This is a genomic window from Actinomyces sp. oral taxon 171 str. F0337 (assembly GCF_005696555.1).
GTDB classification, from domain to species: domain Bacteria; phylum Actinomycetota; class Actinomycetes; order Actinomycetales; family Actinomycetaceae; genus Actinomyces; species Actinomyces oris_E.
Map to the genome: position 1 here is coordinate 1,630,088 of NZ_CP040005.1, position 14,451 is coordinate 1,644,538.

Below are 14,451 nucleotides of genomic sequence, written 5' to 3' on the forward strand. Positions count from 1 at the left end.
TGACCATGCCCACTGAGGTGAGACCCACGACCACATCGACCACATCCGTCAAGCCCATCGACGACGGGCATCAACAACCGCACTCCTCCACATCCGGGCGGAGCGCACCAGACGATCGCCGTTCCAGCACAGGCTCTCTTGCGAGCACCACAGCACTGTTCCTGTGGCTGGCTTACCTGGTCATCATCGTTGCCCTGCCGGAGGCAGACCTTCTCCGCAAGGAGTCCACCACTCCAGTCACAGTCCTTGCCGGGACATGGCTGATCACCCTGATCGCTTGGACACTCACAGCACGGGTCCGACCGGCCTCCTCAGCCGCGACGTCGCTGACGCACTTCCTGCCCTGGATCAACGCCGCCGGCACATGGTTCATCGTCTGGCAGCTGACGACATCCAAGCTCGGACTGCTCACACCCCCGTACTTCGCCGCCCCAGAAGTACTCATCGCCTCCTTCCTCGGTGACTGGAGGCTGCTACTCAGCTGCCTGGGCGCCTCGGCGATGCTCTTCATCATCGGGTACACGGCTGGATCGGTGCTGGGGTTCTTCACCGGACTGCTCATGGGCTGGTCGAGGCGCGCCGACTACTGGCTTCATCCGCTCCTTCAGACCATTGGCCCGGTTCCTGCGGCCTCGCTCCTTCCGCTGGCGCTGCTGCTGCTTCCGACGACATACGCCTCAGCAGCCTTCATCGTCGGCTTCGGAGCCTGGTTCCCCATGGCGACCATGACCCGCGCGGGCGTGCGCTCCGTGCGCCGCGACTACATCGACATGGCCCGCACACTGGGAGCAGATGAGCTCTTCCTCATCAGACGGGTGGCTGTGCCCTCGGCGCTACCGGACATGCTCACCGGCCTGTTCACAGGCCTGGGCACCTCGCTCGCCGCTCTTATGACCGCCGAGCTGACCGGCGTCGACAAGGGCCTGGCCTGGTACATCAACTGGGTCAAGGGATGGGCGGACTACCCCCGGATGTACGTGGGCCTCGTCATCCTGGTGGCCTTCTGCCGCACGCTCATGGTCCTGCTGTTCAAGATCCGCTCCTCGCTGCTGGCATGGCAGCAGAACCTTGTGAGGTGGTGAACCGATGTCTGCTGGTTCTACAACGGCTGCCGTCACGCCGCAGGTCTCGCCCCCGTCAGTCCCCCGAGGCGCACAGGTCGAGCTCACTGGTGTGTCCCACCGCTACCCCTTGTTCCACGACCTGGAGCACGGATGGCTCCATCTGCTGCTGCGCCAGGTCTCCCCCGCTGCGAGGGCGCGCTATGATGCAGAGACCGCCAAGCCGAATCAGCTCCCCGTGCTCGACGACATCGACCTGACGGTCGCCCCCGGCGAATTCGTCTCGCTGGTGGGACCATCCGGGTGCGGCAAGTCCACGATCCTCAGACTGCTGGCCGGGCTGGAGCAGCCTGTCGAGGGCCGCGTCACCGTCGACTCCAAGCAGGTCACCGGACCTTCGCCCCTGCGCGCGCTCGCGTTCCAGGACGCCACTCTGCTGCCTTGGAGGACCGTGCGGGACAACGTCGCCCTGGGCCCTGAGGCGAGAAACCGTAGGGAGCGCGACCAGCGGAGAGTGGAGGCCGCCCTGCAGATCGTGGGGCTGCGGGACTTCGCCGAGGCCTACCCCGCCACGCTCTCAGGCGGTATGGCTCAACGGGCGTCGCTGGCCCGGGCCCTGGTCAACCGGCCCCGGCTGTTCCTCCTGGATGAGCCCCTGGGCAAGCTCGATGCCCTGACACGCCTCCAGCTTCAGGACGAGATCCTTAAGCTGTGGGAGTCTCAACGCTTCACGGCCGTCCTGGTCACCCACGACGTCGACGAGGCCCTGCGCCTTTCCAACCGAGTGGTCGTCCTGTCCGAGCGCCCCGCGCGCATCGTCGCCGACATTGAGGTGCCCCAGCGCGACGAGTCAAGTGACGAGGTCCGCCGGCTGCGTCACAAGATCCTCAGCCTGCTGGGGCGGTGAACGGGCCACGAGACCGACCTCACCTGTGATCCAGCCCGTGGAGCGCGGAGTGCCATCGATTCTCACGTAGCCTGGGCGCAGGAGCGATCCGTGCCCTGTTGACCCCGTTCGGGTCCTGCCGCACCCGGTGTGCGGCACGAGCATCCCGTGAGTCTGTGCGTGTTAGCCCATGAGTCACCCGGCCAGTCCGGGTGCGGGGCGAGTGTGGTGGGCCAGGTACGGCAAAGAGCGGAGGACAAAAGGTCCTCCCCCACACTCCGCCGCGGTCCCCACCATCTTCACGGGGACAGATATGGGAAAACTTCATGACTACCTCCTCCAGCAGCACTGTGCCCGGCGCCTCCGACGATGCCCAGGGCACCGACAGCAAGGGCCCTCTGAGTCTCGACGCGCTCTTCTCCGCCGAGCTCTCCGGCGGTCGGCCGGCCAGGACCGATGAGGACGACGCCGTTGTCGCGCCGCACCACTCCGACGACGCTCACTCCTCCCCTGAGGACTTCGCCACCCCCGCCTCCTCCGACTCCCCCGAGGACCCTGAGGACGTCGACCACGAGGACGAGGCGGACGACGTCGACCAGAACCGCCCCGAGGCCGACCCGGAGGACGGCATTGACGACTCCGATGAGGACGACGGCGTTGACATCGATGAGGACGAGGTCGACGGCCACACCCCCTTCATCGACAGCGACTCTGATACCGATGGCCACAGGCACGCCGACGAGCACGCCCCGTCCCCGCACAACCGGGACAAGGGCGAGGTGAAGGCGGATCAGAAGGACGAAGGCATCACCTTCACCGACCTGGGTCTTCCCAGGGACCTGCTCAAGGCCGTCACCGACATGGGCTTCGTGACGCCGACCGCCATCCAGAAGGAGGCGATCCCGGTCCTGCTGGCCGGCCGAGACGTTGTCGGCGTCGCCCAGACCGGAACCGGCAAGACGGCGGCCTTCGGTCTGCCGCTGCTCGACGCCGTCGACTCCCGTGACAGCGTGGTCCAGGCACTCGTCCTGGCCCCCACCCGTGAGCTCGCGCTCCAGAGCGCCGAGGCCATCACCGATATGGCCGCCCGTTCCCGCGGTCTGGACGTGGTGGCCGTCTACGGCGGCGCCCCCTACGGCCCTCAGATCGGCGCGCTCAAGGGCGGCGCCCAGGTCGTCGTCGGCACTCCCGGACGCGTCATCGACCTCATTGACAAGGGTGCGCTCCAGCTCGACGACGTGCGCTACTTCGTCCTGGACGAGGCCGATGAGATGCTGCGCATGGGCTTCGCCGAGGACGTCGAGACGATTGCTCAGTCCCTTCCCACTGATCGGCGCACCGCCCTGTTCTCCGCGACGATGCCTCCGGCCATCCAGGCCGTGGCGCGCCAGCACCTCCACGAACCCGTTCAGGTAGAGGTCTCCAGGCCGGCCTCCACCGTCGCCACCGTCCACCAGACCTACGCGGTGGTTCCCTTCCGCCACAAGATCGGCGCCGTCTCCCGGGTCCTGGCCGTCACCGACGCCGAGGCCGCCATCGTCTTCGTACGGACCAAGTCCACGGCCGAGGACGTCGCCATCGAGCTGGCAGGCCGGGGCATCCAGGCAGCCGCGATCTCCGGTGACGTGCCTCAGCGCGAGCGCGAGCGTCTGGTGGAGCGGCTGCGCGCCGGCACCCTTGACGTGCTGGTGGCCACCGACGTGGCCGCCCGAGGGCTGGACGTGGACCGCATCGGACTGGTCGTCAACTTCGACGTGCCCCGTGAGGCCGAGGCCTACGTGCACCGTATCGGCCGCACGGGCCGCGCCGGCCGCCACGGTGAGGCCGTCACCTTCCTGACCCCCAAGGAGAAGGGCAAGCTCCGCCAGATCGAGCGCCTTACCGGCAGCCGTCTGGAGGAGATCACCCTGCCCTCCCCCGCGGACGTCTCCGAGCACCGCGCTCGCAAGCTCCTGTCCAAGGCCGCCGCGCGTCACGAGCGCGGTCGTCTGGACATGTACCTGCCGCTGGTCACCGACTGCGCCCAGGAGCTGGACATTGACGTTGAGGAGCTGGCGGCGACGCTGCTGGCCCTGGCCGTGGGTGATGAGGGCCCGCGCAGGCGTGAGGACCGTGGCGGTGAGCGCCCCCAGCGCGCCCGCAGGGAGGAGAACCTCGACTCCGAGGGGACCTTTCTGTCGGCATCCTTCGAAGGTGGGCGCGAGAAGAACCGTCGTGGCGACCGGGGCGACCGGGGAGAGGGGCGCCGTTCGGCCACGCGTTCCGGACGCCGCGAGCACGAGGGCCCTGGGACCGTCTACCGTGTCGAGGTGGGGCACCGAGACCGGGTCCTTCCCGGCGCGATCGTCGGCGCCCTGGCCAACGAGGGCGGGATCGAGGGCTCCGACATCGGCAAGATCGACATCCTTCAGTCCTTCTCCCTGGTCACGATCTACGCCGAACTCAGCCCCGAGCAGCTGAGCGTCATGGGACGGGCGACCTTTGCCGGCCGCGAGCTGCGGATCCGCCCCGATGAGGGGCCGGGTCACGGCTGGTCCGGCCCCAACGGCGCAGAGCGCCGTCCCAAGTGGCGTGACTGGGACGACCGCAAGGACCGCAGTGAGCGCGGCGAACGGCCGGACCGTGGTTTCCGCCCCCGCCGTGATGACGGTGAGCGCGGTTGGAAGGACCGTGACGGGCGCGGCGGCAGGGGCGGTTACGACCGCTCGGACCGTGCGGACCGCCGTGACAACCGTCGGTGGGAGGACCGCCGTGGCAACCGGGACGGCTTCCGCGGGCGGCGCGAGGACCGGGGTGGTCGCGGCTACGACCGTGACGGCTACCGGGACGACCGCCATGGCTACAGTGAGCGCAACCAGAACCGCTTCGGCGGCAACCGGGGCGGCTTCCGCGGCCGGCGCGGCGACCGCTGAACGCCTCACAGCATCCACACTCGCGGCGGCGGGATGACCACATACGTGTCACCCCGCCCCGTCGTATGCCCGCCCCGGTGTCCAATCCGGGTGTCCGTTCCGAGTGGGAGCTGTCTTACTCACGCGAGTCGGAATGGGCGGCCAGCCGGTGGAGGACCTGCGCCAGCTCGGTCCATCCGCTGGTCTCGGCCGTCAGTGGCTCGACGATCTTGACGTTCACGACCTCATCGGTGGCACGGCGCAAGCGGTCGATGATCCGTCTGCTGTGATGCCTGGCCTGAAGGCGGGCCAAGAACGTTCCCAGACCTGCCAGGACCAGTCCGAGCAGCAGACCTCCGAGCAGGAGGATGGTGGGCCAGGGAACTCCCCCCCAGCGGGGAACGTCGATGCTGATGATCAGGAGGTAGTCCTCCAGGACGTGAATAGCCACCAGCCACAGCCCACCGATCAGTGCCGTCAGTGCGGTCACCCACTGCAGCACGTTCGCGACGCGCCACCAGGCCGGGCGCTTCCAGCCCCCGTAGTCCACCGCGGCCACAGCCAGATCCAGAGGCTCGGCGAGGCTCTCAGCACGCTCGTCGCTGCGCAGAACGGCCTGAGCGGCCAGGTCACCGGGCAGTCCGGAGCAGGCCGCCACGGCATAGACGTGGGCACTGCTGCGCAGCCTGCCCGTTGCTGCAGGTCCTGCGGGGGGCAGGGAGCTGAGGTCGATGGCACCGGGCACCGTGCCCCCATCGAGCCGTTCTCCGTCTCCGGCCCCCGGTGCAGGTGGGCGCCTGGTTCCCAGGTGGAGGGCTCGGAGCGGGTCACGTCGCAGGTGTGCGACCCACCGCAGCCAGAACCAGCCGACGCGGGTATGTGCCCGGTGACGGTCCGATCCTTCGACCGCCTGCGAGACGACGTCGACTCCGGCGAGGCTCGCGGCCGCCTGTCGGAGCGCGTGCAGGGGCTGACCTACCTGCGGCGTCTGCTGAGCGGCCGGGACCGGCTCACCTGCAGCTGGAGCAGGTGGAGCAATGAGCCCTGTCCGCTCTCCCATGTCACCGGCTGCACGCCGGGCGTGGGCGACAAGGCTTCGAGCGCTGGCCAGCCTGTTCGAGGCGACCGAGGCCACAGCGTGTGCCAGATTCTCAACGCCCTCTCCGGTGCGGGCGCTGACGGGAACCACGGAGACGGATCCAAGGCCCTCGTGGTCCAGGATCCTCCTCAGGTCCCTAAGCACTGCGTCCCGGCTCTCAAGGTCGAGCCGATCCACCTGGTTGAGGGCGACCACCATGACCTCGGCATGCGCCGCCATGGGAATGAGGAAGTCGCGATGAACGACGCCGTCGGCGTACTTCTCCGGATCGAGGACCCACACCAGGACGTCGACCTTGCCCGCCATGCGCTGGGCGATGGCCCGGTGCGCGGGTTCGTCGGAGTCGATGTCGGGCAGATCGACCAGCACCGTGGTCTCGCCCAGGGCCCAGCCGCCATCGACGCGCGCCCTGTGGCCGATGGCGAGCCAGTCCAACAGCTCAGCGGCCTCGACAGCCGTATCCGGGACGACGGCGAGGGGCTGGGTGGTCGTCGGACGGGTACGGGCGGTACGGGACACCTCGGAGCCGGTCAGGGCGTTGGTGAGGCTGGACTTGCCCGAGCCGGTCGCCCCGAGAAGGGCGGCCACCGTGGTCTCCGGCGCCAGACGCCGACGGTGGGAGGCCTGCGCGAGGACATCCCGGGCCTGAGTGAGCTCGTCACGCAGACCGAGCTGCTCGCCCAGGTTGACAGCCCTCTCCAGGTCCTCGAGAACCAGCGGTAGGTCTAACGCGCCGGAACGGTCAGTGGTCACCTGGCCCTCCTCCCGGCCGTCCGGCTGCTGCGGGCAGTCGGCAGGGCGCGCAATGACGTGGCCGCCTCCTGGCAGGCCTGAAGCTGTTCTCGCAGCGTGTCTGCACTGGGGTTGGGGACCGGAAGAGCATCAGTGAAGCACTTCGTCTGGTTGGCGAACAAACCAGTGGCTCGCCTGCTGAGGTCCTCCCGGGCCGTCTTGGTCATGCCGCGCATCGCCTGGTCTCCGAAGACGGCCTCCAGAACCCGCTGGGCCAGGATGGCCGTACCTCCCGCAATCCCCACCTCTCCCCCAGTCAGTCCGCCGGTGTGAGCGAAGACGAGAATCATGAGGACGACTCCGGCACCGTTGACCCCCAGGGACAACAGGCGGGCAGTGAGCCGCTTGTCGGAGCCTTCGGCTCGAACGAGCGTGAGAACCTGACGCTGCCAGTCGTGGACGAGGGCCGCGGCTATGACCTCAAGGCCGGTCTGGGTGGGCACCTCCGCCAGTGCCCGGTTGAGGGCCTGCTGGGAGGTGCCGGCGCGTCTCCAGGAGCGTTCCGTGGCCAGGCAGGCCCGTTGGGACTCGGCGACCAGGAGCTCGACCAGGGAGGAGCCGATCGCCTGCTCAACGCGCTTGGCCGGAGCCGGACGCCCTCGCAGAAGCGACGTGATGCGGTCGCGGACCCGTCCCACCTGAACCTCCAAGGACCGGAACAGGTCCCCAGTCCCCACGAACTCCTGCCAGCGGGCCAGCACCTCACCGTGCAGCATGGAACCGTCCTCGGTGGCCTCGATGACGCGCTCAAGTGCGTCATCGTGCTCAGAGGTGGCTGCTCGATGCAGCTCAGCCTGCTCGGCCTCCTGGGAGTCCAGCTCGACGGCGAGCAGCTCGCTCTGTGCCAGCACGGCACCGATGGCACCGGTCAGGCTGCGGTGCGCGACGTCCTGGCGAGCGGCCGCGTCGGAGGCCAGCGCTCCCAACCACTGGCGCAGTGGTGAGACGCAGGACTCAGGCAGGAAGCCGTCGTCGTCCAGAGCCGTTTCAGGAATCGTGAAGACGGGGGCTTCAGCCAGGTTCGCCTCCGCGAGCCTGCGCCGCAGATCGGCCTCCACCTCAGCCTGCGCACCATCGGGTACCCGGTCCAGGACGATGGCAGCCGTGATGTGCCGCTCGGCCGCGGCCCGCAGGTGCTCCCACGGGACGGCGTCGGCGTAGCGCGCTGCCGTGGTGACGAAGATCCACAGGTCCGCACCGGCCAGGAGCGTCGCGGCCAGGTCCCGGTTGTCCTCGACCACGGAGTCGACATCGGGTGCGTCCACGATCGCCAGCCCCTCGGGGAGCCCCTCGCAGGATCGCAGCTCGAGCTCTCTCGGCGTGTGGTCAGTGGCCGGGCTCGCCGGAGCGTCGGCATCCACGCGCAGACGTGAGAGGGAGCCCAGGACCCGGTCGGTGTCGAACCAGGCGGCGTCGGTCGGTGCGTGCAGCAGCAGGGGGCGGCGCGTGGTGGGACGGATCGCGGAGGCCCTGGCCACGTGCCGGCGAACGAGTGAGGACACGAGAGTCGACTTGCCGGCCCCGGTCGAGCCACCGACCACGGCCAGCAGCGGAGCGTCCAGGCTGGCCAGGCGGGGAAGGATGTAGTCACCGAGCTGGTCACGGATGAGGGTGGCCTTGTCCGAGGCGGCGGCGGTTCCTTGAAGGCCGTAGGGCAAGGACAAGGCCGTCAGGCTGTCGCGGAGGGCGGACAGCGCCCTGGTCGCCTGCTGGACGTTGTGCGTGCTGCTGGACTCGCTCCGGCTCATAGTCATGAGGCTGAGTCGACTTTGCAGCCGTCCTCGCCACCGGCCTGCGAGCAGGCCGCAACCCGGCTGATGGTGATCCGTGGTGCGGCATCGTCACTGGGCGGCTGCCAGGTGGTGGCGTCGGCCTCGACCTGCTCGCCGGTGCGGATGTCCTTGACCGAGTCAGGGGCGCCATCAGCGCCGGGGAACCACACGAAGGGGATGGATCGCTTGTCCGCGGCCCTGATCTGCTTGCCGAACTTGGCGGCGCTGGGGGCCACGTCGGCGCTGACGCCGCGGGCACGGAGCGCATCGGCGATGGCATCGGAGGCCGAGCGGTGGGCCTCGTCGGTCACAGCCACGAGCACCGCCGTGGGCACGGAGCGGCTGACCTCCACAAGCCCCTCCCCGATGACGCGGGCCAGGAGCCGGGACAGGCCGATGGAGATGCCCACACCGGGGAAGGTGCGCCTGCCGTTGGTGGCCAGTGAGTCGTAGCGGCCCCCGGAGCACACTGAGCCGAGATCCTCGTGGCCGGCCATGAAGGACTCATAGACCGTGCCGGTGTAGTAGTCCAGCCCGCGAGCGATCTTGAGGTCGGCGACGACTGCGCCGGGGCGGCGACGTCCGGTGGCCTCGAGCAGGGCGGTCAGCTCGGCCAGACCCTCGTTAAGGAGCTCGGAGGGCTCGGCGCCGGCCAGTGCCCGCAGGACCTGCCCGGAGACGTCCTGACCATCGGTTCCGGTGATGGTGGCGAGCCTGAGGGCCTGCGCCGCCTGCTGCGCGTTGACACCAACGTTCTGGGTAAGCTCGGCGGCCACTTTCTCGGGTCCGATCTTGTCGAGCTTGTCGACCACGCGCAGGACCTCGATGAGCCGGTCCGTGTCGATACCGATCGACTGGTAGAAGCCTTGAGCGACCTTGCGGTTGGAGACGTGGATGGTGACCGCGGGCACCGGCAGGGAGCTGAGCGCCTCGTGCATGATGAGGGGGACCTCGACATCGTGGTGGAGCGGCAGGGCGCCGTCACCGACGATGTCGATATCGGCCTGGATGAACTCGCGGAACCTTCCCTCCTGAGGCCGCTCCCCACGCCAGACCTTCTGAATCTGGTAGCGCTTGAACGGGAAGGTCAGCAGCCCGGCATTGTCGACGACGTAGCGGGCGAAGGGGACTGTCAGGTCGAAGTGGAGCCCCAGCTGCTTGCGCGGATCCGTCTCGGACTCGGACTCGGACTCGGCAGGATCCGCCTGCAGACGGTTGAGCAGGTAGACCTCCTTGGAGGTCTCTCCCTTCTTCGTCAGCTCGCTCAGCGGCTCGACGGCGCGGGTCTGGATGCCGCTGAAGCCGTGGAGCTCGAAGGTGCGGCGCAGGATGTCGACGAAGTGCTGCTCGACGATGTGGCCCGCGGGGAGCCACTCGGGGAAGCCGGACAGTGAGGAGAGGGCTTGTCGTACCTGTGCCATGGTCCGCATTGTGTCATGACGGGCAGCGAGCCTGCGCGCCGCCGTCAGGCCTTGAGGTCTCCTCCACGGATCTTGGCCTCGGCGAGGTAGGGGTTGCCGTGGTGCTCGTGCTCCATGGTGGTCACTGCACCGTGCCCGGGCAGCAGGACGGTGGCCGGGTCGATGGCGCTGGCCAGGAACCGCAGAGTGCCGAGCATCTGCACCTGGTCTCCGCCGGGCAGGTCGGTGCGACCCACGGATCCCTTGAAGATGACGTCGCCGTCGAGCGCCATGAGGTAGGTGTGCTCCTCGTCCGCGGCGGAGGGGTCGTCCTCGATGACCTCGGTCTCGTACAGTAGGGCGTTGTCGGCCAGGCGGGCCTCGAAGAAGAACAGGGTGGAGCCCTCCGAGTGGCCCGGAGCGGGGATCGCGCGCAGAGCGATGCCGGGGACCAGCTCGACGGCGCGGGAGAATCCGTCTCCGGGGAAGAGACGGATATCGGCGGGCTGCCTCCAAGGGGTACCGGCCATGTCGGTGAAGGTCATGCCGTTGGCGCTGATGCCGGTGGTGATGTCGGGCTCCTCGAGCCGGTACCGGTCGCGCTCGGGGATGTAGACCGGCACGTCGACGGAGTCGTCGCTGGCGAGCATGCCCTCGGCATGCGCCGCCTCGATGAGGGTCTGGGTGTCCCATACATGGTCGGCGTGTCCGTGGGTGAGCAGGATGGCGCCCAGGGTGAGCCGATGGGAGCGAAGCAGGGCCAGGGCGCCGCCGGCGGCGCCGGCTCCGGGGTCGACGACGAGGGCGGGCTCACCCGGGCCTGCGGCCAGGACATAGCAGTTGGCTGCGAACACGGGTGCGATGGTGCGCTCCAAGATCATGCCTCCCACCCTAACTTGGATCACCTGGTACCTGGTGTGAATACGTTTCCAAGCGCTGCTCAGGTCCACAGGACCCGGCTGGTTCGAAGGTGAAGCCGCCTCCCCCACCAGTGCTCAATGAACCAGCGGTCGTGGCTGGCGACGATGAGCGTGCCCGTCCATGTCCTCAGAGCGGCCTCGAGCGTCTCGAGGGCGTCCAGGTCCAGGTAGTTCGTGGGCTCGTCGATGACAAGCACCTCAGGCCCAGCAGCAGCAGCCAGGGCCAGCTGGACGCGGCGCTGGTTACCGTCGGAGAGCTCGCTGATGGGACGGTTCCACAGGCGCGGGTGCAGAGCGCCTTGGCCACGGTCCCCGATCCCCTCGGCCCACACGTTCTCATCCACCCCAGGGTCGCCGAGACGCGGCAGGTGCTGGGGTATCCGGAGCACCGAACCGGATACCGTGAGGCTGCCGACGGAGTCCTCCGTGGGTGCTGACCGCCTACCCATCCAGGTCAGAAGCGTGGACTTGCCGCTCCCATTGGCGCCGGTGACCAGCAGGTGCTCCCCGGCCATGACGTCGACCGTGACCGGTGCAAGGCGCCCGGGTACGGCGGCTGACCGGGCCGAGACCGCCATCCCTGTTCGCGGCGCCGGTTCAGTCAGACGCAGCTGCAGGTCGTAGGAGCGGGGCCTGCGTACCTCGGTACTGGCGAGCGCCTCCAGCCGACGGTCGTCCTGTGTCTGGCGCCGGGTGGAGACGCGCTGGGCGCGGTCGGCGTAGAACTTCCGGGCTATGCGGGCCTCGGTCCGGGGCGCTGCCCCGCTGTGCCCAACCATCTCGGAGTCGCGACGGTGACGCGCGAGCTTGCGCCGCTGCTCCTGCTGACGCTGGTGAAGGCTGCGGTGGGACGACCTGGCGTACGCCTTCTCCACGAGGTAGTCGCTGTATCGCCCCGCGCACCGGTAGGCACCCATGGGGCCGCTGTCCCCGGAGGCGGTGGCGAGTGCCTGCCACGGTGCTGTGTCGAGGTCGACGACGGCGGTGGCCACCTCGTCGATGAAGGCACGATCGTGAGAGGAGAACAGGACCGGTCCGGGCCATGACACCACCATCTCGCTCAGGTAGCTGCTGCTACCGGCATCCAGGTGGTTGGTGGGCTCGTCGAGCACCAGCGCCTGACCGGCTGAAAGAAGCAGAGCGGCGATCTCCAGCCTCGCCCGTTGCCCCGGCGACAGGGAGGAGACGAGGCGGCCTGTATCCACGCGCCCCAGTCCCAGCCCGGCGAGCGCCTCAGCCCGTCGAGCAGGCAGGTTCCAGGCCTCGAGAGACTCAAGCCGGGTCAGTAACGAGTCGTATTCCTCGGCGAGGGAGCCGGCTTCAGCTCCGGCCTGGGCAATGGCCTCGCCCATGCGCTCGAAACGATCAAGCGCTTCCAGGGTCTCAGCGCAGACGGCGTCGAGGTAGCCCTCGATCGACGTGGCAGTCGACTCCTCCGAGTCGGCCGCCGGCGGGCCATGCTGCTCGGGAATGCTGACAGCCCCGTGGTCAGGCGACAGCTCGCCGGTGGCCAGGCGCAGGAGCGTGGACTTCCCCGATCCGTTGGGGCCGACGACGCAGACGCGTTCGCGGTCGGAGACCGTGAGACTGATGTTCTCAAGCAGGGGATCAGAGGTGTAGGAGAAGCTGACGTGGGAGAAGCAGATCGCAGGCATGACTCGTCCTTGACATGAGGCGGTGGGGGCACAAGGGCGAGTCACGCGAGCATGGTCACATGCTAACAGCGCCAGCCGTCGACGAGGCGTAGGGAACCGACACCGGCCCGCTTGTGAGGGGCATCGGCGCTCAACGAATCAACTGAAATCAGTGGGGCGAAGGATGGTGAATGGAGCCGGCAGGAACGTAGACTTTCGGCACTGCCGTCCTCCGACGGCACGTCATCACCACCCGGCTTGAGAGCCGGGCGCGAACGGAACGGAGCGGTCACGCCGCTCCCTCCCCGTCAACCCATGAAGGAGCATCCCGTGACTGAGCGGAACCAGCCCGACACTGAGCAGACCATCCAGCCGACCGGCCTTGACGAGTCGACAGCGCCCACCCCGATGGAGCAGGCGCCTGAAGCCGCCACCTCCCCCGTCACCGACGTAGCGGCCGACGCCACGGCTGACGCCACGGCCGACGTCGCCGCCTCGAAGGAGTCCGAGCCCAGCGAGCCTTCGGACCGGCCCACCGAGGAGTCCGCGCAGGCCGTCTCTGACGAGTCCGTCTCTTCGGCTTCCGGGGATCCCGTGCCGACCGAGCAGCCTGCCGAGGAGACTCAGAGGCCCGAGACCGCAGAGGCCACCCAGGGGGACGCCACACCGACTCCTGCCGAGGTTCCCGCCCCGGCTGCGGCTCCCGCGGCGCCCGCCGAACCGGCCGTTGACCCGCAGGAGGCCATGGACGCCGCCAAGTGGGGGCGCGTCGACGGTGAGGGTCGGGTCTACGTCCAGGACGGTGGCGCCGAGCGCGAAGTCGGCCAGTTCCCCGATGCTCCCATCGCCGAGGCCATGGCCTTCTACGTGCGCCGCTACCTGGATCTCAAGGCGACCATCGACCTGTTCGCCACCCGCCTGCCCCAGCTCAGCGTTCGCGAGATCGACTCGACCCTGTCCTCGATCTCCGAGTCCCTGAACGAACCGGCCGCCGTCGGCGATCTGGAGGGACTACGGGCCAGCTTCGCCGCGCTCAAGACGGTGGCCGCCGAGCGACGCGAGGCCGTATCCGCTGAGCGTGCGGCCGCCAAGGAGCAGGCCCTCAAGGAGCGCACGGCGATCGTCGAGCGCGCTGAGGCCATCGCCGAGCAGGACCCGGGCCGCACGCAGTGGAAGAACTCCGGCGCCGAGCTGCGTGAACTGCTCGAGTCCTGGAAGGCAGCGCAGCGGCGCGGGCCGCGCCTGGACCGTCCCACCGAGGACGGGCTGTGGAAGCGCTTCTCCCACGCGCGCACTACCTTCGACCGTCACCGCCGCCAGTTCTTCAGCGAGCTGGACGCCAAGCAGGCGCAGGTGCGGGCCGCCAAGGAGACGCTCATCAAGCGTGCCGAGGAGATGCAGAACTCCACCGACTGGGCCGGTACCTCCGCGAAGTACCGTGATCTGCTGGCCGAGTGGAAGAAGGCCGGACGCGCCTCCCGCAAGGAGGACGACGCACTGTGGGCCCGCTTCCGGGCCGCCCAGCAGGTCTTCTACGACGCCCGCCGCGCCAAGGACGAGGCCGTCGACGCCGAGTTCGCCGAGAACCTCAAGGTCAAGGAGGCGCTGGTGGCCAAGGCCGAGGCGCTCCTGCCCATCAAGGACATCAAGGCCGCCAAGAAGGCCCTGCGCCCCATCCAGGACGCGTGGGAGGAGGCCGGGCGGGTCCCCCGCGGAGCCGTGCGCCGCATCGAGGGCCGCATGCGCGCCGTCGAGGACGCCATCCGCGAGGCCGAGAACGCCGAGTGGCGCCGCACCGACCCGGAGACCAAGGCTCGCGCCGAGGGCCTGGCCGGTCAGCTCCAGGACGCGATCGCCGGCCTGGAGAAGGACCTGGCTGCCGCCCAGGCTGCCGGCGACGCCAAGAAGATCGCCGAGGCCGAGGCCGCTCTGACAGCTCGCCGAGCCTGGCTCGAGCAGGTGCTGCGCTCGGCCAAGGCCTGATCCGAGATCCGTC

The 14,451-nt window shown here is 69.0% G+C and carries 9 protein-coding genes; 4 read left to right on the forward strand and 5 right to left on the reverse strand.

Annotation, left to right across the window (positions count from 1 at the left end; translation table 11 throughout):
• Positions 1–5: 5 nt before the first annotated feature.
• The 3 genes from FBF36_RS07180 to FBF36_RS07190 all read left to right on the forward strand — a co-directional run bounded on the left by FBF36_RS07180 (position 6) and on the right by FBF36_RS07190 (position 4,859).
• Positions 6–1,082, forward strand: a complete 1,077-nt coding sequence (locus FBF36_RS07180; protein ID WP_034493351.1) for an ABC transporter permease — start codon at positions 6–8, stop codon at positions 1,080–1,082.
• Positions 1,083–1,086: 4 nt separating this feature from the next.
• Entirely contained in the window at positions 1,087–1,968 is an 882-nt protein-coding gene (locus FBF36_RS07185) for an ABC transporter ATP-binding protein (RefSeq protein ID WP_034493353.1), read from the forward strand.
• Positions 1,969–2,273: 305 nt separating this feature from the next.
• Entirely contained in the window at positions 2,274–4,859 is a 2,586-nt protein-coding gene (locus tag FBF36_RS07190; protein ID WP_009398087.1) for a DEAD/DEAH box helicase, read from the forward strand.
• Positions 4,860–4,974: 115 nt separating this feature from the next.
• On the opposite strand, the gene FBF36_RS07195 is transcribed toward FBF36_RS07190, so the two are convergent.
• From FBF36_RS07195 to FBF36_RS07215, 5 genes are read right to left on the reverse strand one after another with little or no spacing between them, the layout of a single operon-like run.
• Positions 4,975–6,690, reverse strand: coding sequence for a GTPase (locus FBF36_RS07195; RefSeq protein WP_138137330.1), 1,716 nt, complete (start codon positions 6,688–6,690; stop codon positions 4,975–4,977).
• Complete coding sequence (locus FBF36_RS07200) at positions 6,687–8,483, reverse strand: dynamin family protein (protein WP_009398092.1); 1,797 nt, start codon at positions 8,481–8,483, stop codon at positions 6,687–6,689. The genes FBF36_RS07195 and FBF36_RS07200 overlap by 4 nt, the downstream gene beginning before the upstream one ends.
• Positions 8,480–9,931, reverse strand: coding sequence for a histidine--tRNA ligase (gene hisS / locus FBF36_RS07205; protein WP_009398093.1), 1,452 nt, complete (start codon positions 9,929–9,931; stop codon positions 8,480–8,482). Before hisS ends, FBF36_RS07200 begins: the two co-directional genes overlap by 4 nt.
• 35 nt (positions 9,932–9,966) lie before the next feature.
• Complete coding sequence (locus FBF36_RS07210; RefSeq protein WP_034493358.1) at positions 9,967–10,782, reverse strand: MBL fold metallo-hydrolase; 816 nt, start codon at positions 10,780–10,782, stop codon at positions 9,967–9,969.
• A 59-nt stretch (positions 10,783–10,841) separates the two neighbouring features.
• Positions 10,842–12,476, reverse strand: a complete 1,635-nt coding sequence (locus tag FBF36_RS07215) for an ABC-F family ATP-binding cassette domain-containing protein (RefSeq protein ID WP_009398095.1) — start codon at positions 12,474–12,476, stop codon at positions 10,842–10,844.
• Positions 12,477–12,770: 294 nt separating this feature from the next.
• On the opposite strand from FBF36_RS07215, the gene FBF36_RS07220 reads away from it, so the two are divergent.
• A complete protein-coding gene (locus FBF36_RS07220) occupies positions 12,771–14,438 on the forward strand; it encodes a DUF349 domain-containing protein (protein ID WP_009398096.1) in 1,668 nt (555 codons plus the stop codon).
• Positions 14,439–14,451 lie beyond the last annotated feature (13 nt).

Excerpts from the sequence above, each read along its gene's own strand:
- FBF36_RS07180 (WP_034493351.1), top strand. The coding sequence starts at position 6 with ATGCCCACTGAGGTGAGACCCACGACCACATCGACCACATCCGTCAAG.
- FBF36_RS07185 (WP_034493353.1), top strand. The coding sequence starts at position 1,087 with ATGTCTGCTGGTTCTACAACGGCTGCCGTCACGCCGCAGGTCTCGCCC.
- FBF36_RS07190 (WP_009398087.1), top strand. The coding sequence starts at position 2,274 with ATGACTACCTCCTCCAGCAGCACTGTGCCCGGCGCCTCCGACGATGCC.
- FBF36_RS07200 (WP_009398092.1), bottom strand. The coding sequence starts at position 8,483 with ATGACTATGAGCCGGAGCGAGTCCAGCAGCACGCACAACGTCCAGCAG.
- hisS (WP_009398093.1), bottom strand. The coding sequence starts at position 9,931 with ATGCGGACCATGGCACAGGTACGACAAGCCCTCTCCTCACTGTCCGGC.
- FBF36_RS07210 (WP_034493358.1), bottom strand. The coding sequence starts at position 10,782 with ATGATCTTGGAGCGCACCATCGCACCCGTGTTCGCAGCCAACTGCTAT.
- FBF36_RS07215 (WP_009398095.1), bottom strand. The coding sequence starts at position 12,476 with ATGCCTGCGATCTGCTTCTCCCACGTCAGCTTCTCCTACACCTCTGAT.
- FBF36_RS07220 (WP_009398096.1), top strand. The coding sequence starts at position 12,771 with ATGAAGGAGCATCCCGTGACTGAGCGGAACCAGCCCGACACTGAGCAG.